The following is a 19,130-nucleotide window of genomic DNA, read 5'->3' on the forward strand; positions in this document are numbered from 1 at the left end:
TCGCTGCACTTCCGGGGCTTCTTGCGGGCACCGCCGAATGGTTCCGGACGGCTTTATGCCTGCTGGAGGCGTCTGTGCCGGGTTTTCCGGGGATGTCTACGGTCGGAAGCCGGAAGTGCGCGCTCGGAGGCCGGCGGGGGAGGCAGCGTGGTGGGGGATGCCGAACGGTTCTGGGATGAGTTGTCGCGGACCTACCAGGCGGCGGGGTCGCCCGTCCTGGCGCGGTTGGTCGCCCTTGGCGAGCGTCGGCGGCCGCCGTTGCGCTCGTCGGATGCCACGATCAGTGACTGGTTGTCGCGCAAGACCGTTCCGGGCAGGCAGAGCTCCGAGTTCTTCCTGTTCATGGTGGGGTGTCTGGAGGCGCGTGCCGTGCAGCGGGCACGGAAGGCGGGCGGTTCCTGGACGAAGCGGGAGCGAAGCTGGTGGGAGCAGCTGCTGCAACAGGCGCGCGTCGGGCGGGCGCAGGCGCCCGAGGACGTTGGACCCACCGGTCCGGTGCAGCTCCCCACCCCTGACGACCTGTTCGTGGGTCGGGAGGAGCCACTGCGCACGCTCCTGGCCTGGCTGGAGCCGGGGACGCAACAGGCGGAGGCGCCGGGAGGGCTGGGGCTGGGAGCGCAGGACGGCTCGACGACGGTCATACGCACGCTGGCGTCGGCGGCCGCTATGGAGGTCACCGGCATGGGCGGGGTCGGGAAGACGGCGCTGGTGGTCGAGGCGGCGCGACTCGCGGCAGCGCACGGCTGGTACCCCGGAGGCGTCCTCTTCGCCGATCTGCGCGGTCACAGCCCGAGCCACGACGCCGCGCCGGACGAGACGCTCGACGCGTTCCTGCGGACATTGCGGCCGAGGGAAGAGCCACTGCCCGTACTGGCGGACAAGCTCCGCCGCTGGCAACAGCTGCTGGACGAACTGGCCGCGCAGCAGCGCCCGTTACTGATCATCCTGGACAATGTGCGGCAGGCCGGGCGTATCACCCAGCTGTTGCCCGTGCTTCCACACCGTGCGCTGCTCACCTCCCGGCATACACACCCCGCGATCCGGCACCGGCTTGCCCTGGCCCCGTTCCCGCCAGTGGAAGCCGAACTCTTCGTCAGCCTCCGACTCCGGGAACCTGGCGATACCCCAGTCACCACGCCGGACGGCGTAACCCTGTCCGTCCCCGACGAACAGGTGCGCCGTATCGCCGAGTTGTGCGGTCAGCTACCGCTTGCGCTGGGCATTGTTGTCGCCCTGCTGCGGACAGAACCCGACCGCTCCCTGCGCGAGCGGGTGGACGAGCTGGCGCGCAACCTCCTGGACGGCATGGAGGACGAGGATGAGACCGACGTCGAGGGGCGCCCTCTGACAGTCCGCGCGTGTTTCTCGTTCTGCTACGAGCATCTGCCGGCGTCTCGCGCGCGGGTGTTCCGGCTGCTGGCGTCGGCTCCCGGCCAGGACGTCTCCACCACCTCGGCCGCGGTTCTGCTCGGCGCCCCGGCGGACGAGGCCCGTCTGGCCCTGCGCGGCCTCGCCCGCATGCACCTGCTGGAACGGTCCTGGCGGGGAAGCCACGAACTGTCGGAGGCCGAGCGTGAGCACTGGTCGATGCACGACCTCATCCGCGTGTACGCCGAGGAGCGTGGGCGCGCCCACGCGTGGGAGGACGGCCGCGAGGACGCGGTAGGCCGGCTGCTGCACCACTACCGCGACGCCGCCCGGTCAGCCGCCGCCATCCCCCGCGGCAGGGGCATGGAGGAGACGTTGCTCGTGCTCCGGGCCCATCGCCGGAAAATGGTCTGGCTGGAGGCGGAGCGGGTCAACGTGGTCGAGGCGGCCATCTCCGCACCCGCCTCCGCGTGGCGGGTGGATCTCGCCCTGGCCTTGGAGGAGTTCTTCAGCAAACGCCGCTACTACGCGGAGTGGGCGCGCCTTGCAGCATCCGCGATCGACGCGTGCCAGCGGGGGCACGGCGACCGGCGCAAGGAGTTCCGGGCTCTCGGCGACCTCTCGGAGGCACTGACCGGACTGGGCCGCTTCGACGAGGCACTGGCCGCGCTGGACGATGCGGACGAGGCTGCCGCGCTTCTCGACGACCGGGCCCGCGCCTTGGTCGCCCAACAGCGCGGTGTGGTCCTGACGGAGGCGGACCGGCCCGAGGATGCGATGCGGTCCCACGAGACGTCGGCCGCCTTCTTCCAGCAGGCCGGCGACCCGGCAGGTCTGGCGGCTGCCCGGCGCCTGATCGGCGACACCTTGGCCCGCTGCGGCCAGTACGAGGACGCCGAGGCTGCCTTCCAGGCCTCGCTGGCCTACTACCGCATGGCCGGCGACGTACCCGGCGAGGTAGAAGCGCTAGGTTCGCTCGGCAACGCACAGTCCCTGCTGGGACACCACCAAGAGGCGATCGAGTCCCTGGACATCGCGAACGAGTACGCAGTCCACACACAAAACATAACGTGCAACATCATCGGCCTGCACGACCTCGGCCTGGCACTCCACCGCGCCGGACAACCACAGGCCGCCCTCACGAAACTCCGGAACGCGGAACAACTGGCGCGCATGTTCGAGCATCACCAGGATTACTTGGGAGCTGTCCTCGTCTGTCGTGGCCTCGTGCTCAAGGAACTCGGGAGACTCCGGGCGGCACACACAGCGCTCACCGAAGCCGTCGAGGTCATCCGTGAGGTAGGCGATGCCCAGCGACTGGCCTTCGCCGAGCGAGCCCTCAGACGGCTACGCCGGTCCCTTCAACGCCGACGGATCAAACTGTGGATCCGCCGGTAGACGAAGAAACCGCCCAGGAACACTGGGTGGCTGTGAACGACATCTTTGGCCCCACGGGAACGAGTTCTCTGGCCCCACGGGATTGATCGGGAATTGAGTGTTCGTGAGAAGTGGCCCCAGGGGCTGTCTTGCGGTGGGAGCATCGGTGTGCCTCCGACAGTCAGGTGGCCCGCATGGATGGCCCGAGAACCAAGGTGGAGCTCTTCGCGGCGATCCGCCGCGACTCCCGTACCGAGAAGCTGTCGATCCATGAACTCTCACGCCGCTACGGCGTGCACCGGCGGCTGGTCCGCGAAGCCCTGACCTCCCCGTGGCCGACCCCGCGCAAGACGATGCCTCCGCGGCCTTCGGTGATCGACCCCTACAAGTATCTGATCGACGCGATTCTGCGTGCTGATCTGGACGCTCCGCGCAAGCAGCGGCACACCGCCAAGCGGGTCTTCGACCGACTGGTGGACGAACACGGTATGGACAACGTCTCCTATGGCCGGGTCCGCGACTACATCAAGCGCCGCAAGCCCGAGATCTGGGTCGAGGAGGGCCGTGGACCACCCACCGTGTTCATCCCCCAGACGCACCGCCCCGGCGAGGAGGCCGAGGTCGACTTCGGGGACGTCTACATCACCCTCGATGGCGTGCGCACCCTGTGTTACCTCTTCGTCTTCCGGCTCTCCTTCTCCGGAAAGGCCGTGCATCACATATCGGCTTCGCAAGGACAGGAAGCCTTCTTCGAGGGCCATATCCACGCATTCCAGGTCCTGGGCGGAGTCCCCAGGGGCAAGGTCCGCTACGACAACCTCACCTCTGCGGTGGCCCGGGTGCTCGGCTTCACCCGAGCCCGGGTGGAGACCGACCGATGGACCGCGTTCCGCTCCTGGGCCGGCCTGGACGCCTTCTACTGCAGGCCGGGCATCGATGGCGCCCATGAGAAGGGTGGCGTCGAAGGCGAAGTCGGCCGATTCCGCCGCAACCACCTGGTGCCCGTCCCGGACGTCACCACCTTGGCCGAGCTCAACGCCCGGATCGATGAATGGGACCGGCAGGACGACCAGCGCCGGATCGGCGAGCGACCGCGCACCGTCGGTGAGTTCTTCGCCATCGAAAAACCCCTGCTTCAGCCACTGCCCGAGGACCACTTCGAGACCGGGCGGCTCCTGACACCACGAGTGGACCGCTACGCGCAGATCACCGTGCGGCAGAACCACTACTCGGTACCGGTACGGCTGATCGGTCGCCAGGTCCGGGTCCTGCTGCACGCCTCCGAGGTAGTGGTCTACGAAGGCCGCACCGAAATCGCCCGTCACGAGCGTCTTGTCACACGTGGCAGGAGCCGCCTGGACCTGGACCACTACCTGGAAGGACTACTGCGCAAACCTGGTGCACTGCCCGGGGCGACCGCGCTGGACCAAGCCCGCGCGGCCGGGAAGTTCACCCCTGTGCACGACGCCTGGTGGGAGGCCGCCAGTCGCGCACACGGCGACGCGGCCGGCACCCGTGCGCTGATCGAAGTCCTGCTGCTGCACCGGCACATGAGCCACGACCACGTCGTCGCCGGGATCGCCGCCGCCCTGCGGGCCGGGGCCCTCACCGCGGACGCGGTGGCCCTTGAAGCCCGCCTGACCGCCGAACGAGATACCCCCGGCGAGCCGGACTCGGACACAGCACTGGGCCGTATCGCCTCTCCTGTCGCGTCGCTCACCGCGCGCAGGCTGGCGGCGCTGCCCCCAGACCCCAGGCCGCTGCCCTCGGTGGCCGCCTACGACCAGCTCCTGCGTCACACCCGGCCTCCGGCCGAGCGCCCCACCAGTTAAGGGAGTCCCGCCATGAGCGCTACCCGACCCCGCGGTCTGACCGAGCCGGCTGCTGACGCGGCCATCGACGCGGCCTGCCGCAATCTGCGACTGCCCACGATGCGTGGCCAGTTCTCCGAGCTCGCCGACGCCGCGGCTCGCGACCAGATGACCTACCGTGGGTTTCTGGCCGAACTGCTGATGGCGGAGTGCGACGACCGCAACCGCCGCCGCTCCGAGCGCAGGATCAAGGCCGCGGGCTTCCCCCGCGAGAAGGCACTGCGCACGTTCGACTTCGACGCGAACCCCGCCATCGACCCGGCGGCCATCCATACCCTGGCCTCGTGCGACTGGGTCCGCAAAGGCCTGCCGCTGTGTCTGATCGGCGACAGCGGCACCGGCAAGTCCCACCTGCTGATCTCGCTGGGCACCGAGGCCGCGATGGCCGGCTTCCGGGTCAAGTACGTCCTGGCCACCAAGCTGGTCAACGAACTGGTCGAAGCCGCCGACGAGAAGCTGCTGACGAAGACCATCGCCCGCTACGGACGGGTCGATCTCCTCTGCATTGACGAACTCGGCTACATGGAGCTGGACCGGCGCGGCGCCGAACTGCTGTTCAAGGTTCTGACCGAGCGCGAGGAGAAGAACAGTATGGCGATCGCTTCCAACGAGTCGTTCTCCTCGTGGACGAAGACGTTCACCGACCCCCGGCTCTGCGCGGCCATCGTGGACCGCCTCACCTTCGGCGGCAACATCATCGAGACCGGCAGCGACTCCTACCGCCTTGCCCACACCAGAGCCCGCCAGCAAGGCGCCGCCAGCGCTTGATCGCACCTGCTCCGCTGGCACGCGCATCAGGTGGCTGTCCGGTGCCGACAGACGTGAGACTTGACTCTCACAATATGTGAGAGGAAACTCTCACGTTATGGATTCGGGTAATCGTCTGGGCGATATCGAGATCACTGATCCGCAGGCCATGCGGGCTCTGGCACATCCGGTGCGGCTGGCGATCCTCGAACGCCTGCAGCGGCACGGGCCGGCCACGGCGACGCAACTCGCCCCCGATGTGGGAGCAACTCCGACAGTAACCAGCTGGCATCTGCGACATCTGGCGGGCTTCGGTCTGGTCCGCGATGCCGAGCCCGGCCCGGACCGTCGCCAGCGGCGGTGGGAGGCGGTGGCACGCGGCTTTCGGTTCGAGGCGCCGGAGGATCCGGACGATGAGGAGGGCCAGTCGGCTGCACGGGTCCTGTCCCGGGAGATGTTCCTGCGCTCGGGGGACCTTGCGAACCGGTGGGCTGCCGAGGTCGAACCCAATCTCGAACCGGTATGGCGACGGCTTGCAGGTCTGGCCAACACCCGCGTCGTCGTCTCCGCAGACGAACTCGCCGCCATCGAGGACGCGATCGAGCGCGTTCTCGCCCCCTACGTGATGCGCGAGAAGGCCGCGCGGCCAGCCGACGCCCGTGGCGTCAGGCTGCTGCGTTACGCCCTGCCGGAGAGTGCCGAGGATCAGACCGGCGGGACGCCATGAGCGCGGCAGACCCTTCCTTACCCGTATCGCTGTGGCGTGATCGGCGGTTCCGTCGTTTCTGGGCCGGCCAGTCGATCTCGCAGTTCGGCGACCGGATCACCGAACTGGCCCTGCCACTGATCGCGGTGGGGGCGCTGCACGCTTCGGCCAATCAGGTGGCATGGCTGACCGCGCTCATCTGGAGCCCGAACCTGCTCGCGATCGTTCTCGGTGCCTGGGTCGACCACCGCGTGCACAAGCGGCGCCTGATGGTGCTCGCCGACCTGGTGCGGGCGGCAGTGCTGCTCTCTGTCCCGGCTGCCTATCTCTTGGGAGCAGTGACGCTCGGCCAGTTGTATGTCGTGGCCTTGCTGACAGGCGCGGCCGGGGTGCTGTTCAACACCGCCTATCCGCCGTTCTTCGCCCACCTGGTGCCTCGCTCGTCCTACGTCGACGCGAACAGCAAGCTCAGTGCCAGCCGGTCCGCCTCATACGTCGCCGGACCGGCGATCGGTGGTGTTCTGGTCCAGGCGTTGACCGCTCCCGTCGCCCTCGTCCTCGACGCCCTGACGTTCCTGGCGTCGGCGGTTCTGGTCGGTCGGGTTTCGATCGACGAACCCCCAGCCGCCCATGGCCAAGCGGCATCCTCGCTGCTGCGGCGTGCCAGGGAGGGACTGGTGTTCGTCGTCCGTCACCCGGTGCTGCGGGCGAGCCTCGGATGCGCGGCGACCGTCAACTTCTTCACCTTTGTCGCGGGCAGTGGGCTGATCATGCTGTTTGCCAGCCGAAACCTCGGACTGACCGCGGGAGTCATCGGCATGGCGTTCGGGATCGGCGCCACCGGCTCGCTCCTTGGCGCGGTGATCGCCCCGAAGATCTCGCGAAGAATCGGCGTGGGCCGCAGCATCGTCGTGGGCGCTGTGTTGTTCCCGGCACCGATCGCCATCGCCGCTGCTGCGGGCGGCCCCCTCTGGGCTCGCGCCGGAGCCCTGGCCATGGCCGAGTTCCTCTCCGGAGTCGGCGTCATGCTGTTCGACGTCAACCTCAACTCCCTTCAGGCGGACGTGATCCCCGATGGCATGCGCAGTCGAGTCGCCGGTGCGTACAGCACGATCAATTACGGCTTACGCCCTGTGGGCGCCGTCTTCGGCGGCCTCCTCGCTACCCTCATCGGCCTCCGGGCGACCCTCCTCATCGGGGCCGTCGGCGGAGCGCTGTCCCTGCTCTGGCTGCTGCCCTCGCCGATACCACGCATCCACTCCCTTACCCCGGACGATCCGGTAGCTCCGGATAGCGACACGGACGCGCGACCATTGCCTTGCTGATCGCCGGGGAACCACCAGGGTCCAAGCGAAGACTTCCCGGACCCGACGGCCCGGCACATGCATGCCAGGCCGCGGGTCGCTCAGTGCGGATGATGTTCGGGCGCCCCGTGGCATCGCCCTTGTGGATCGGATCCACGATCCGCTGCGAGGGTGGGGCCAAAATACTCGTTCAGATCATGGCCCGAAGATCGCTGTCTGGGGCCAGAGAACTCGTTCCCGTGGGGCCAGCAGACTCGTTCGAAGCCACGGGGCAGTTCTGCGGGCGGTAGCGGCATCGGGGGGCTCGGGCACCTCGGTCGCGGTCACCTCCTTGGCGTGTTTGCGCAGGCAGTCGCGGTGCTGGTGGCAGGTCTTCTCCACGCGGCGGACAGGTTCTGCAGCAGGTGCCAGCGATCTGCGACTTCGAGGGCGTTGGGGGCGGCTTCCTTGACAGCCTTGGTGTAGGCCGTGGCCCGGTCCCGGCAGATGATCTCGGCTCCGGGATGCTCGGTGAGCCAGGCCGCGAACGTTTCGGAGGTGCGGTCGGGCAGCACGTCCACGACCTGGCCGGCCTCGACGTCGACCAGCACGGTGCCGTAGGTGCAGCCCTTGCGGAAGGCGAACTCGTCCACCCCCAGCACCCGCGGGGCACGGTCCGGCACCGTCGGCGCCGTCAGCAGCCTGAGCAGCCGGGTCCGGCCCGCGGTCAGCCGCAATCGGCGGCACAGCCGTGCGGCGGGACGGCCTCCGAGCTCGATCGCGATCGACCGCAGCCAGCCCGCCAGCCCGGTACTGGACCGGCGGTAGCGTGTGGACAGACCCAGCACCTGCTCGACGAACGTCGTGCGGGAACAACTCTTCCGGTCGCAGAAGTACCGGCGCACTCGCAGCCGGACGATTACCCGGCGTGATCCCAACGGCCGCTCATCCAGGGTGCGTTGATACGTGCTGTGCACGCGGCGGGCCTGCTTGCGGCAGTTCGGGCACCGGCCTGGGCGGGCCGTCGACACCGCCTCCACCACCAGGATGCCGGAGGTGTCGCTCACCCCCTCCACCCGCACATCGATCCCAGGAAACAGCACATCCTCAACCGTCTTGCTCGCCACGGCAGGAAGTACGCTGCCGAAACGATCCCGCGTTCCTGCTGCTGACCTGGGTATTCACGGAACTGCGGCCAGAGCCATTTTCAAGAATCCCCATCAACGTTGCCTGATGCGGCACAGGTCACGAGTCAACGGCCGCACACGGAAAGCCCTACGGGACATCAGCCGCGGAGTTCCTCGACGCCTGACCAGGCCGACGCCCAGCCGGCAGATCGGCCCAGGTCCTGGAAGATCGTGCCGCTCTGGCCGCTCAGGACTCGACGGTGACCTCCGGCCATTGAGCCCTCCAGCGTTCGACCTTGGCTGCATAGACCGACTCGGGAGCTGGGATCAGCGGATTGGGCCGGACGACCAGGCATCGCTGGAGGGCGACATCGAGTGGGCCCGGCGTGAGTTCCTTGAGCTGGTGGAGTCCGGCGAACTGGACGCGGGACCCGTCCCTGGCGGGCGTCCGTGCTCGCCTTCGCCGCTCTCCAGGCCGTGGAGCAGGCCCTGCCGGAGTACCGCAGCAGCGCCCTCGGACGGCTGGGGCGGACCGAGGAAGCGGAGGCGGAGGCCCGGCGGGCGTACAAGACCGAGCAGAACCGCAGGTGGTTCCGTGCGAACCCGGGTGGCGTGGACGCTGTCGCCGTCGCGACGAAGGCCGCCGACGCTGCCTCGGACAGGCTCATCAGGCTCACTGGGCTCGCCGCGCGTTCGCGGGACGGCGATGCGGCCGGGGTGCTGATGGCGTGAGTGGCGAGCGGAGCGGGGTCGACCTCGCGCGCCAGGCCCTGGTACGCGATCGGGAGGTGGCGAAGGAGAGCGGCGCCACCCGCCACGAAAAAGCGATGCGGCGCACCGGCACGGTCGTACGGCGTGACGGCCGTTCACCTTGATCTTGGGCGGAGGATCTTGAGAAATCGATGGACTGAGGAAGGAAGGATATGGGGGTGGGAGTCGATGAGCTCCCTGAGTTCCCAGGCTGCCGTCAAGCGGCTGTATTCGATGAAGGTGGTGTCGCGGGCGAGGCAGTGAAGAAGCTCTGCGGCGCGGGGATCGCCCACCCTGGCAAGGGTCTTGATCGCTTCCACGCGATCGTAGTCGTTCAGGGTGGTGTCACGTACGACGTCGTACAGCACTTCGGCGCCGCGGGGATCGCCTACGTCGACAAGGGAAGCGGCCACCCACCAAAGGCAAGGGTCGTTGCGGGTGAGGGACCGGGCGAGGTCGTACAGGACTTCGGCGCCGCGGGGATCGCCCACCTCGGCAAGGCTCTCGGCCGCATGGACGCCGTCGTGGTCGAACCCGTAGCGGGTGAGAGACCGCGCGAGGTGGTAGAGCACCTCGGTGCCGCGGGGGTCGCCCAACTGGGCCAGATCCCGGGCCGGATGCACGATGGTGAAATCGTCGTTACCGGAGATGCTGGGGTGACATGTGAGGTGGTACAGCACGTCGGCGCTGCGCGGGTCGCCCCGCAAGGCAAGGCTCTTGGCCGCGGATCCGCGATCGCTGTAGTCAAGGTTGGTGTCGCGGGCGAAGTCATGCAGCAGATCAAGGCCGCGGGGGTCACCAAACTCGGCCAGGAACTTGGCCGCGCACGTGCGACCGCTGTCGCTGAGGGTGGTGTCGCGGGCGAGGCCGTGCAGCAGTTCGGCGGCGCGGGGGTCGCCCCGGTCGGCTAGGAACTTGGCCGCCGCCTCGCGGCCTTCGGGGAGGGTCGTGTCGAGAACCACGCCGTGCAGCAGTTCGGCGCCGCGGGCGTCCCCCAGCTCGACCAGAGACACGGCCGCCGCCATGCGGATGTCGACGAACAGGGCGGTGTCGCGGGCAAGGCCGTACAGCAGCTCGGTGGTGTGGGGCGCACCACCCAGCTCAGCCAGCGCCCTGGCAGCTTCCGCGCGGGAAGAGTAGGTCAGGGTTTGGTAGGGGCCCATCGGGATGGTGTTGCGGGCTATGTCATGCAGTAGCTCGGCGGCGCGGGGGTCCCCCAGCCTGGCCAGTGCCTGAGCCGCCTTCAGACGGCTAGTTTCGTAAGGGGTGGTGCCGCGGGCAAGGCCGTATAGCGCCTGAGCGGTTGTGCGGATGATGCTGTCGGGCAGCGGTGTGCCGAGCCGGACCAAGTCGGCAATGAACTGCCAGCCATCCAAACCCCCGCGTGTGACCAGGCGCTTCAGGCCCCGGACGCCGACCTTTGCGTTGCGTTGATGCGTGATGTCCAGGAGGAAGCCGATGTAGGAGGGATCTGAACGCGGTGGTGACCGATGCCACTGCCACCACCTGAGACCCTCTGGTGAGATGCGGATGTCGCTGAAATGGGGTCGGTCATCAAAGGCTTTCCGCAGGGCGTGCGGGTTGCTGCTGGCGTGCCGGGCGGCCAGATACTCGAGGAATGTCTGGTGGAGAAAGACGTACTCGCCCGCCCGCACCGTCAGCAGTCCACTTTGGTTCAGACCAGTGCTGAGAAAGGCCCGCCATTCGTCAGGCGGGACACGCTCGGGTCGCTGGACGAACGAGTCCACGATGTCGAGTGTGGGCTGATCGTTTCCCGTGTGCCGTTCGGCCGCGAGGCGGGCGATCAGGTCGGGCAGATTCTTCAGGAAGCGCTTGGCGCCACGGAGGGCGTCGGATCCGTAGCCTGCTAGGCCGGCGCTGAGCCGCTGGGGGTTGCCCGGGGAGTGAGGGGCATGCTGGCGCTTGTACTGCGCGGCGATGAAATCGCTGTAGACCTGTCCGCGGCTGGCGGGCAGCGGCTGGTTGGGAGCTGCGGCGTGGAGCTGGCAGAGAAGGGAGGCCATCAGCGGGATACGGGCCGACTCGGTCAGCCGGGTGCGATCCAATTCCCGGAGAAAGCGTTGCGTGACGTGGTCTGGGTCGGGCAGGTTGGCGAACCAGCCGCGGGCGACCCGCGGCAGGTCCTCGGGCGTGAACGGCTGCAGCTCGTAGCGAGGCAGTCGGGAGCCCAGCGCTTTGAGTTCCTGCTCAGGCAGGGGGCGGGTGGCTACGACGAAGCGGTATAGGTCAGGGTGCTCGTCGCTGGCCGCCTTAAGACGGTTCAGGACCTTGCGTCGGACGGCGGGAGCGGCGATCTCGTCTAGGCCATCGACCAGCACCAGCCACCGGGTCCCGGGCGAGGGCGGAGCGCTGAAAAAGGCAGGGGGCAGCGCCTCCGCCAGCCCGGTCAGTTCATCGCTGACGAACCCTGCGAGAGCGTTGGCCAGCGGGGCAACGGCCAGGGCATCAGCCTGGAGAAGCACCGGCACCGCGCCGTCCACGCGGTCTGCCAGCCAGTGCTCCACCCCGTCCGTGAGGCGGGTGCGCAGCAGGATGGACTTGCCACCCCCCGGCCCGGCAACGACCACACAGGAATCACCCGACGCCAGAACCTCATTCGCAGGTAGACCTCCCCTCAGTGTTGCCAACAGTGGGAGGTCTTGTGCACCCGGACGGCGGTCCACTTCGGCCGACGTTACTTGCTGACGCACGTAGACGGCGGCCAGCGGCGGCGTCGCACCAGACACGCCGGGATAGTGATAATCCCGCGCGGCCCGTCGGGCAGCTGGCAGATAGCTCTGAAGCCAGCGTGCACGCAAGGCGCCCAGATCCGGCCCGTAGTAGTTGTACTGGATGTTGCCATCGCCCTGCTGGAACGCGGTGGGTCCGTGAAAGGTGTTCCCGGCGACCTCGGCGGGCGCGCGTTCGGTGCCGGCGGGCTCACTCACCTCTCGATCCAAAGCGGTTGTCCTGGCGGTTGTGGTCGCCCGCTTGGAAGGCAGTCGGCCCGTGGAAGGTGTTCCCCGATACCGCGCTGCCCGCGCCGTACCCCGGCCGGGCTTGTTCGACCAGCTCGCGCAGCGCTGCGGCGATCTCCTGGCGCTCGGCTTCGTCCGCATCCTCCAGCAGCGTCTCAAACCGCGTTTGCCAGGACGCCTCCTGACTCACCAACACCCGCTCGGCCTCATTTTCCCCAGCCGCGTCCAAGGCCGCCGCGGTCCGGTCGACGCGCTCCAGCTCCGCCCGCTCACGCTCGGGGCTCCCACGGCCCAGCAGCCGCGCCACCCGCTGCCGCAGCTCCGCCCACGCGTCAGTACCCGCGGCTTGCACCACCGCCGCACCACCGGCCGCAGCCAACGCCACCAAGGACTCTGCCAGCATCCCCCGCCCCCTTCACACCAAGCCGTAACCGCGACGGAACCCCCGTCGAGTGTCAGCGCGGCCTTCTGCAACACACCACTGGAATGACCCCATAGTGCCTGAAAAAGGCGGGTCTGGTGGGCGCATTACCGCAGCGCTCAAGCAGCCTGCGGTCCGCAATCTCTCGGAACCCCCACCGTGGTTCCTGAGTCGCAGACGACTCCGGTACGTCACTTCGGCGATCTTCGACACGGGCATGCCCTGCGCGGACAGCACCATCTGGGCCCGTCGCCACGCCACCACCGGCCCCGTGCCGCCTTGCTGCGGCGTTCCTCGCCGCGGCCGTCGACGCCGTAGGGGGCAAGGGAGGTCGAGCAGAGCGCCTCGATCACCGTGGGCAGTGCCTCGTCCGGCAGTGCGTCGCTCACGGCGAGCTGCTGCCACAGCCAGTACGTCCCGGCGTTCACCATGCTCTTCGGCCCTCCCCGGCGCGTTGACGGGGCGTGACCAGACGGTCACCGCTTCCCTGGTGTGACCGTACGCCGTGGCGGCTGCCCACTGGCCCGGGTTTGGCCAAATGCCCGGCTCAGCACCGCTATTGGTGGCGCCAGCGGTCATGGACCTGCTGCACGTCTGCCTTGAGCACGTCACGCAGATCGTTGTCGGGCAGGTTCAGGCCCAGCGCACCGGCGACCTCGCGGTACGACGTGGTCATATCCGGGTCTCCCGCAGCGACCAGACAGGACAGCAGCGCCTGGTCGGCCGGCGTGGCCCGGTCGACCAGCGTCAGAACCTGGATGCGGTCTGCGAGTGTCATGCGGGGCAGCGCGGAGCCGAGTTGCCGCCCATTGCAATCCATGATTTTCGGGAAGATTGCGGGACCCGAATTCTTGGGCGGCCAGCGTGGCGGCTTCCAAGGTGATCACTGTGCACCACCACCCGTCAGTTCGCCGGGAAGCACTCAGGGGTGGGAGTGGGTGGCGGGTCGTTGGGCGAGGGCTTTGCTCTGAGCAGGCAGGCCGATGCGCCAGGAGAAGATCACGGTCATGACCATGCTGATCAGTGCGGGTACGAGGACTCCGACTCCAACCTCGTCCCGGACGAAATTGGAGAACGCGGCCACCGTGAACACGCCGGACGCCAGTCCGAATGCGGATGCGAGCATCGGCACCGCGCGTTCCGCCGGCAGTCCCGCACCGGCGGCCAGTGCGGCACTCACCAGCGCGTCGGGGGCGACGAAGGCGCTCTCCACATCGCTCAGGAGCAGATTGACGAACGTTCCCAGGCCGATGAAGACAGCTACGCATCGGCCGACAGTAAGGGTGGTGGGCATTTTCCGCCTCCTTCGGTTCGGCGGCGCTCATCGCCACAGCGACCACCATGGTGTCTACAGCGTAGACAGGGCGGGCGCGAGATGTCTACAACGTAGACAAGGTGCGAGACTGGAGGCATGGCCAGGACTCGCTTCCTCACCCCCGAACTGATCGTCCGCACAGCCCTGGAGGTGGGCGACCGCGGCGGTGCAGAGGCGATGACGATGCGCCGGATCGCAGCGGAGCTGGGATGCGACCCCATGGCGCTCTACCGGCACTTCGCAAACCGTGAGGCCCTGCTCGACGCCATTGCCGACCTCGCCGTCGCCGAGGTGAGGGACGCCGACCTCCGGATGCCGTGGGATGAGCGCATCTCAGTGACCGCAGACGCAATCCGCGAGGCCGCGCTGAGGCATCCGGGGATTACAGCGCATCTGGCCGCGCGTCCGCCCATGGGAGAGAACGGGCGGCGGATCGCCGCAGGCGTGCTGGGGGCGCTCGGGGCGGCCGGGCTGCCGCAGGCCACGGCGGTACGAAGCTTCCAGACACTTATGGCCTACCTGGCCTCATCGCTGGCCATGGCGGTCCAGGCGGGCGCGCGGGACCGGCGCTGGGAGCAGGTACGCGACATGGTGAACGAGCTGCCCGGAGCCGCCGCTCCGGGCGAGGAACTACTTGTCGTCGGGTCAGCCGAACAGTTCCAATTCGGGCTGCGACTGCTGCTGGCCGGCATCAGGGCGGAGGCCGCACCCGGTCGATGACCAACCGTCTGCGGACCGGCCCAAGAGACGTCCCAGCGTCTCCAGCAGTCGGAATGAGCCGGGCTGCCCGCCCTGCTAAGAACTCCTGACGCAATGCCCCCGTACGGCCGAGTGCTGACGCACGTGCATGATGACGAGAGTCGATGCGAGAGCGGGGAGCGGGCGTGGCCGAGGGCAGCACTGTGGATCTCATCCGTCTGGCCGACGGGGAGAGCAGTCTTGAGGTTCGCGTTCTGGGCCGGACGATGCCCGGGGTGTTGACCCTGCACGATTACCTCGATGCGGAGATCATCGTCACGAGCGGGTTCGCCCAAGGACGCATGGATGCGTGTCTGGCTCCGGACGACCTGGACAGCTGGTCGCAGGTCCTGGGAGAGCTCGCAGCCGGGCGGGATGCTGTCTGGATGGATGACGGGCGCAACCCCGAGATCCGGTTCGAGCCGTCCGGTCAGGACGGGGTTGCCGTGTTCGTGGTGGAAGACGTGGCTGCATCGGGGACATCCGTCCGTGTCCCAGTGCGCCTGGCCGACGGATGGGCCGATGAGCACCACGAGCGGCTGCAGCGTGTCCTTGCTGCTTGGCCCCAGGAGGTTGTGGAGACCTCTCCCGGCGCCTACGAGTGGCGGCGCTGAGCCGCCGAGAACCGGCGCCAGCAGATGAGTGCGCAGGCCAGAATGAGGAAGGCTTCGTGGATGTCGTCGAGGACCTCCCAGCGGATCCGCAGGCGGCGGAACCAATGCAGGTGGGCAAAGGCCCGCTCCACCACCCAGCGTTCGGCCCCGAGTCCGGAGCCGTGCTCGGTGCCGCGTCGGGCGATGACCGGCTTGACGCCTAGGTCCCAGGCGAGGCGGCGGTACTTGTCGTGGTCGTAGCCGCGGTCGGCGAGCACTGCGTCCGGGCGGCGTCGAGGTCGGCCGCGCTTGCCGCGGACCAGCGGAACCGCCTCCAGCAGCGGGATGAACTGAGTGACGTCGTTGCGGTTGCCCCCGGTCACGGTGGCGGCGAGAGGGATGCCAGAGGCGTCCGTGAGCAGGTGATGCTTGCTGCCGGTTTTGCCCCGGTCGACAGGTCTTCGTCCCGTCTTGGATCCCCTTTTAATGCCCGGACATGCGAGCCGTCGACCACCGCCCGGGAGAAGTCCAAGACGTTCGCGCCGCGCAGCTTCGCGAGGAGGACCTCGTGCAGCCGGGGCCAGACGCCGGCCTCAGTCCACTCGGCCAGGCGACGCCAGCAGGTCATCCCCGAGCCGAAACCGAGTTCCTGCGGCAAGTGCTCCCACGCAATGCCGGTATGCAGCACGAACAGAATGCCCTGGAACACCAGCCGGTCCGGATGCCGCCTTCGTCCGGGATGGCGGGCCCGCCGCTCGACCTTGGGCGTAGCGGCTCGATCACCGCCCACAAGCCGTCGTCGACAGCCCACGGCTTCCGCCGAGCCACTCCACACCTCCAGATCCTCGCTTCTGGAGCGATCCAACCACCAGGAAGATCATTTCGTTAGGGGTTCTAACTGATGGTTTCGGAATGAGGTCGCGAGCGTATGGGGCGCCGCCGGATGAGGCGAGGGCCTGTCCGGTCTGCCCCATGCAGTTCTGTCTCACGGCCTGACCCACGACGGCCCGCAGCCGTGCAGGCTCACCCGGTCGGCCTAGCCACTGTGCATAGTGTGCTCATGGATCGATTCGTGGGTCAGGGCCGCCTCGAATGGTGGGCCAATCACTCGACTTGCCTTGAGATGTACGACATCGACATCACCGTCACTGTCGACGCGGTCGGCAAGTGGCAGGCAACCGGGCGGCATGCCGGCGCCCTTGACACGACCCAACGCGAGGGCTGGGACTTCCTCATGGAGATGGACCCCCACTTCTCCATTGTGTTTCCCGGTGAGGACCGCGGCGGGATCACGGTGCGAGTCGTCGAGGCCGAGGATGGAACCCTCACGCTTATGGAGGCACCGGACTGGGACGGCTCGGTGAGCGTCACCTTCGACCTCACCTGAGTTCAGCTCGGAAGGGCAGGAACCCGACTACTGATCTTTCAGAATGAAGTTCGGAGGCGGCGAAGACATATGAGGCAGCAGGCCAGTTCGAGCAGGCCCTGGTGGAGATCTGCGCGTCGTTCGTAGCGGATGCGGAGCCGCTTGAACTGGTGCAGCCAGGCGAAGGCGCGCTCGACCACCCAGCGCACCTTGCCCAGTCCGGAGCCGTGCGCGACGCCGCGTCGGGCGATCACCGGCTTGATGCCGCGCTTCCACAGCAGACGGCGGTACTTGTCGAAGTCGTAGCCCCGGTCGGCGTACAGGCGTCGGGGCTTGCGGCGGGGGCGTCCTCGTAGGCCCCGAATCGCTGGGACGGCGTCCAGCAGCGGCAGCAACTGGGTGACGTCATGTCGGTTCCCGCCGGTGAGCGTGACGGCGAGCGGGGTGCCGTGGCGGTCGACGATTAGAGGTCGTTTCTTTTGGTGTGCGTGAGGGCTGGCTGCTGGTGAGTGGTGGGCGTGGCCGTGGCTGGTGTCACTGCGTGTGTGGGAAGGCTGTTCCAGCCAGAGTCTTTGCGGCGAGGCGTACAGCGTTCTCCCAGGCCCGGACCTCTTCGGGGGACATGAAGCCGAGGTGGTACTCCAGGCCCACGGCCGCCACGAACTCCCGCTCAGGATCTGTCAACGCCTCGATCCCCTGCCAGACTCGATCTGCGACCATCTTCGGTGGCAGGGCACCGGCGGTCAGCTCTGTCGCCATGTGATGCAGGAGGCAGCGTTCAGCGGTCTCGTAGTCCGGGATCTGGATCCCGAACTCCTCCATGGTGTGTCCGAAGAGCTGGCGGATCTCTGCTGGGTGCTCGCGCCGGGAACGGCCGGCCAGGTCGCGCAGTGAAGGAGAGTCGTGGCCGGCAGCCAGTAGGTGGGCCGCCAACATGGGCAGGTCTTCCTCGCAGATGAGGTTCGCCGCGTACTTCCAGGCGATGGTGGCTGGCTCGTCCATGAGCGAATCCTGACCGAGGGGAACACCTCTGACCAGTGAGTTATCGGATCCGTGTGAGGCGCCGATGGCCGATGAGGAGGGCAGCTATGCCCACGAAGGCCAGGAAGTGCTCGGGCTTGCGCTCGTAGCGGCGGTGGAGACGGCGGCAGCCTGCCAGCCAGGACACCGTTCGCTCGACCACCCATCGGTGGCGGCCGAGTCGTTGTGAGGATTCGATGCCTTTGCGGGCGATGCGGTGGCGTATGCCGCGGCTGCGGAGCCATCGGCGCAGGTGGTCGTAGTCGTATCCCTTGTCGCCATGGAGTTTCCCAGGTCGCCTGCGACGCGGGCCCCGGCGGGACCGGATCGGCGGTATGCCTCGTACGAGCGGCACCAGGCCCTGACTGTCGTGCAGGTTGGCTGCGGAGATGCCCAGGGACAGGGGCAGTCCTTTTCGGTCGGTGATCAGGTGGATCTTCGATCCAGGCTTGCCGCGATCGGTCGGATTCGGTCCCGTCAGTAGCCCCCTTTTGCGGCCCTGACGCTTACCGAGTCGATTGCACATCGGGACCAGTCCAGCTCACCGAGTTCGTCGAGGATGACGCGGTGCAGTCTGGCCCAGACGCGGGCACGGCTCCAGTGCGCGAAGCGCCGGTAGACCGTGGGCCACGCCGGGCCGAAGACCGGCGGGAGTTGCCGCCAGGTGCAGCCCGACGTGGCCACGAAGATGATCGCCGCCAACGTCTCGCGGTCGCCCGCCCGTCGTCGGCCCCCGCCCTGGGGACGTATGACCTCCGTAGGAGGTACCACCCGGCGAAACAGCTCCCACAACTCGTCCGGTACCAGCCGCTGGACTAGGTCTGCCATGCACTGACCAACGACCACCCCAGGCCAAAAGAAACGGTGTCTAATCGCCCGCGGCTGGGGCGAAAGTAACGTCAACGCACGCGAGTTCAACTTCAGTGGCCTCGTGGTGACCATAAAGCAAACGCCCCGGGGCCCACACACGGTGGGCGCCGGGGCGTTGCGAGCAATGCAGTGTGCGTCTGACGGTGTAGCAGGATCACGCTTTGCCGGCGATTTTACTGTCCGACTATCGCCGGAGGTGGCACGTCCTAGCTTTCGCTACAGCTCACACCACTCTCCGAGCCCTTCGACCGTTCCCGCTCGGACGAAATTCTCCATGACATCCCATGCGCGATCGACTCCCATCACGAAGTCACCTGTAAAGGTTCCTAGATCATCCATGACCGGAACGTCGACTTCTCCCTCCGGGGGAACAGAGCCGTCCCCAACAAGAAGGGACACACTGTCCTCGGAGGTGAAGAGATGAATGACGGCATGGTCACCTAGGAAACTGAGGGTCAAATAGGGGTACAGGCTATCCGGCAAATTGACTTCCAGATGGCCCCGACCGCTAGCGCGCAGTTCCCTAAAGGCGCTCGCAAGGTCACGCAGTTCCGAGCGCCTCTCGGTGGAATCGAAGTGTGCCGATTGCACCGATGTCAT

The 19,130-nt window shown here is 67.7% G+C and carries 18 protein-coding genes and 3 pseudogenes; 10 read left to right on the forward strand and 11 right to left on the reverse strand.

Annotated features, from left to right (window positions below; all coding sequences use genetic code 11):
• Positions 1 to 150 precede the first annotated feature (150 nt).
• The 5 genes from OG252_RS51565 (at position 151) to OG252_RS51585 (ending at position 7,394) form a co-directional block, all read left to right on the forward strand.
• Positions 151 to 2,766, forward strand: a complete 2,616-nt coding sequence (locus OG252_RS51565; RefSeq protein WP_329345011.1) for a tetratricopeptide repeat protein — start codon at positions 151 to 153, stop codon at positions 2,764 to 2,766.
• 173 nt (positions 2,767 to 2,939) lie between these two features.
• Positions 2,940 to 4,577: an IS21 family transposase gene (gene istA, locus OG252_RS51570; RefSeq protein ID WP_329345012.1), complete on the forward strand. Its 1,638-nt coding sequence runs from the start codon at positions 2,940 to 2,942 to the stop codon at positions 4,575 to 4,577.
• Positions 4,578 to 4,589: 12 nt separating this feature from the next.
• On the forward strand, positions 4,590 to 5,384 hold the full coding sequence (gene istB / locus OG252_RS51575; protein ID WP_329345013.1) for an IS21-like element helper ATPase IstB: 795 nt from the start codon (positions 4,590 to 4,592) through the stop codon (positions 5,382 to 5,384).
• Positions 5,385 to 5,481: 97 nt separating this feature from the next.
• Positions 5,482 to 6,090, forward strand: coding sequence for an ArsR/SmtB family transcription factor (locus tag OG252_RS51580; RefSeq protein ID WP_329345014.1), 609 nt, complete (start codon positions 5,482 to 5,484; stop codon positions 6,088 to 6,090).
• The gene (locus OG252_RS51585) at positions 6,087 to 7,394 is read left to right on the forward strand and encodes an MFS transporter (protein ID WP_329345015.1); all 1,308 of its coding nucleotides are present in this window, start codon (positions 6,087 to 6,089) and stop codon (positions 7,392 to 7,394) included. Before OG252_RS51580 ends, OG252_RS51585 begins: the two co-directional genes overlap by 4 nt.
• Before the next feature lie 302 nt (positions 7,395 to 7,696).
• Here the strand turns inward: OG252_RS51585 and OG252_RS51590 are convergent, their stop codons facing one another.
• The gene (locus OG252_RS51590) at positions 7,697 to 8,419 is read right to left on the reverse strand and encodes an ISL3 family transposase (RefSeq protein WP_329345016.1); all 723 of its coding nucleotides are present in this window, start codon (positions 8,417 to 8,419) and stop codon (positions 7,697 to 7,699) included.
• 510 nt (positions 8,420 to 8,929) lie between these two features.
• On the opposite strand from OG252_RS51590, the gene OG252_RS51595 reads away from it, so the two are divergent.
• Together OG252_RS51595 and OG252_RS51600 are read left to right on the forward strand one after the other, a co-directional pair.
• Positions 8,930 to 9,211: a hypothetical protein gene (locus OG252_RS51595; protein ID WP_329345017.1), complete on the forward strand. Its 282-nt coding sequence runs from the start codon at positions 8,930 to 8,932 to the stop codon at positions 9,209 to 9,211.
• Complete coding sequence (locus OG252_RS51600; protein ID WP_329345018.1) at positions 9,208 to 9,354, forward strand: hypothetical protein; 147 nt, start codon at positions 9,208 to 9,210, stop codon at positions 9,352 to 9,354. The genes OG252_RS51595 and OG252_RS51600 overlap by 4 nt, the downstream gene beginning before the upstream one ends.
• On the opposite strand, the gene OG252_RS51605 is transcribed toward OG252_RS51600, so the two are convergent.
• The 5 genes and pseudogenes from OG252_RS51605 to OG252_RS51625 form a co-directional block, all read right to left on the reverse strand.
• Entirely contained in the window at positions 9,346 to 12,177 is a 2,832-nt protein-coding gene (locus OG252_RS51605; protein ID WP_329345019.1) for a HEAT repeat domain-containing protein, read from the reverse strand. The genes OG252_RS51600 and OG252_RS51605 overlap by 9 nt on opposite strands.
• The gene (locus OG252_RS51610) at positions 12,170 to 12,610 is read right to left on the reverse strand and encodes a hypothetical protein (protein WP_329345020.1); all 441 of its coding nucleotides are present in this window, start codon (positions 12,608 to 12,610) and stop codon (positions 12,170 to 12,172) included. Before OG252_RS51610 ends, OG252_RS51605 begins: the two co-directional genes overlap by 8 nt.
• A gap of 180 nt (positions 12,611 to 12,790) precedes the next feature.
• Positions 12,791 to 12,904: pseudogene (locus OG252_RS51615) on the reverse strand (IS630 family transposase); the annotation flags it as partial.
• Between the two features lie 280 nt (positions 12,905 to 13,184).
• On the reverse strand, positions 13,185 to 13,406 hold the full coding sequence (locus OG252_RS51620) for a hypothetical protein (protein WP_329345021.1): 222 nt from the start codon (positions 13,404 to 13,406) through the stop codon (positions 13,185 to 13,187).
• Positions 13,407 to 13,550: 144 nt separating this feature from the next.
• Positions 13,551 to 13,922 carry a hypothetical protein gene (locus tag OG252_RS51625; protein WP_329345022.1) on the reverse strand — a complete coding sequence of 124 codons (372 nt, stop codon included), beginning with the start codon at positions 13,920 to 13,922 and terminating at the stop codon, positions 13,551 to 13,553.
• A 117-nt stretch (positions 13,923 to 14,039) separates the two neighbouring features.
• On the opposite strand from OG252_RS51625, the gene OG252_RS51630 reads away from it, so the two are divergent.
• Positions 14,040 to 14,663 (forward strand): TetR/AcrR family transcriptional regulator C-terminal domain-containing protein, encoded by a 624-nt coding sequence (locus OG252_RS51630; RefSeq protein WP_329345023.1) that lies wholly within the window; start codon positions 14,040 to 14,042, stop codon positions 14,661 to 14,663.
• Between the two features lie 164 nt (positions 14,664 to 14,827).
• Entirely contained in the window at positions 14,828 to 15,295 is a 468-nt protein-coding gene (locus OG252_RS51635; RefSeq protein WP_329345024.1) for a DUF5959 family protein, read from the forward strand.
• On the opposite strand, the pseudogene OG252_RS51640 reads toward OG252_RS51635, so the two are convergent.
• Positions 15,277 to 16,102 (reverse strand): annotated as a pseudogene (locus tag OG252_RS51640) (IS5 family transposase). The gene OG252_RS51635 and the pseudogene OG252_RS51640 sit on opposite strands and share 19 nt — an antisense overlap.
• Positions 16,103 to 16,334: 232 nt before the next feature.
• Between OG252_RS51640 and OG252_RS51645 the strand changes: the two are divergent.
• The gene (locus tag OG252_RS51645) at positions 16,335 to 16,661 is read left to right on the forward strand and encodes a hypothetical protein (protein ID WP_329345025.1); all 327 of its coding nucleotides are present in this window, start codon (positions 16,335 to 16,337) and stop codon (positions 16,659 to 16,661) included.
• A gap of 38 nt (positions 16,662 to 16,699) precedes the next feature.
• Here OG252_RS51645 and OG252_RS51650 read toward each other — a convergent pair.
• From OG252_RS51650 to OG252_RS51665, 4 genes and pseudogenes are all read right to left on the reverse strand, one after another.
• Positions 16,700 to 17,116: pseudogene (locus tag OG252_RS51650) on the reverse strand (IS5 family transposase); the annotation flags it as partial.
• 58 nt (positions 17,117 to 17,174) lie between these two features.
• A complete protein-coding gene (locus tag OG252_RS51655) occupies positions 17,175 to 17,642 on the reverse strand; it encodes a hypothetical protein (RefSeq protein ID WP_329345026.1) in 468 nt (155 codons plus the stop codon).
• A 40-nt stretch (positions 17,643 to 17,682) separates the two neighbouring features.
• Positions 17,683 to 18,488, reverse strand: a protein-coding gene (locus OG252_RS51660; protein WP_329345027.1) for an IS5 family transposase whose coding sequence is annotated in 2 segments (ribosomal slippage) — positions 17,683 to 18,147 and positions 18,150 to 18,488 — 804 coding nt in all. Because the reading frame shifts where the segments join, the coding sequence is not laid out codon by codon here.
• Between the two features lie 258 nt (positions 18,489 to 18,746).
• Positions 18,747 to 19,130 (reverse strand): hypothetical protein, encoded by a 384-nt coding sequence (locus OG252_RS51665; protein WP_329345028.1) that lies wholly within the window; start codon positions 19,128 to 19,130, stop codon positions 18,747 to 18,749.

It is taken from the genome of Streptomyces sp. NBC_01352, assembly GCF_036237295.1.
In the GTDB taxonomy this organism is placed as follows: domain Bacteria; phylum Actinomycetota; class Actinomycetes; order Streptomycetales; family Streptomycetaceae; genus Streptomyces; species Streptomyces plumbiresistens.

What these genes read in the sequence shown, in the direction of transcription:
- OG252_RS51630 (WP_329345023.1), top strand. Translation starts at nt 14,040, where the DNA reads ATGGCCAGGACTCGCTTCCTCACCCCCGAACTGATCGTCCGCACAGCC.
- istA (WP_329345012.1), top strand. Translation starts at nt 2,940, where the DNA reads ATGGATGGCCCGAGAACCAAGGTGGAGCTCTTCGCGGCGATCCGCCGC.
- OG252_RS51620 (WP_329345021.1), bottom strand. Translation starts at nt 13,406, where the DNA reads ATGACACTCGCAGACCGCATCCAGGTTCTGACGCTGGTCGACCGGGCC.
- OG252_RS51625 (WP_329345022.1), bottom strand. Translation starts at nt 13,922, where the DNA reads ATGCCCACCACCCTTACTGTCGGCCGATGCGTAGCTGTCTTCATCGGC.
- OG252_RS51610 (WP_329345020.1), bottom strand. Translation starts at nt 12,610, where the DNA reads ATGCTGGCAGAGTCCTTGGTGGCGTTGGCTGCGGCCGGTGGTGCGGCG.
- OG252_RS51655 (WP_329345026.1), bottom strand. Translation starts at nt 17,642, where the DNA reads ATGGACGAGCCAGCCACCATCGCCTGGAAGTACGCGGCGAACCTCATC.
- istB (WP_329345013.1), top strand. Translation starts at nt 4,590, where the DNA reads ATGAGCGCTACCCGACCCCGCGGTCTGACCGAGCCGGCTGCTGACGCG.
- OG252_RS51580 (WP_329345014.1), top strand. Translation starts at nt 5,482, where the DNA reads ATGGATTCGGGTAATCGTCTGGGCGATATCGAGATCACTGATCCGCAG.
- OG252_RS51645 (WP_329345025.1), top strand. Translation starts at nt 16,335, where the DNA reads ATGGATCGATTCGTGGGTCAGGGCCGCCTCGAATGGTGGGCCAATCAC.
- OG252_RS51665 (WP_329345028.1), bottom strand. Translation starts at nt 19,130, where the DNA reads ATGACATCGGTGCAATCGGCACACTTCGATTCCACCGAGAGGCGCTCG.
- OG252_RS51585 (WP_329345015.1), top strand. Translation starts at nt 6,087, where the DNA reads ATGAGCGCGGCAGACCCTTCCTTACCCGTATCGCTGTGGCGTGATCGG.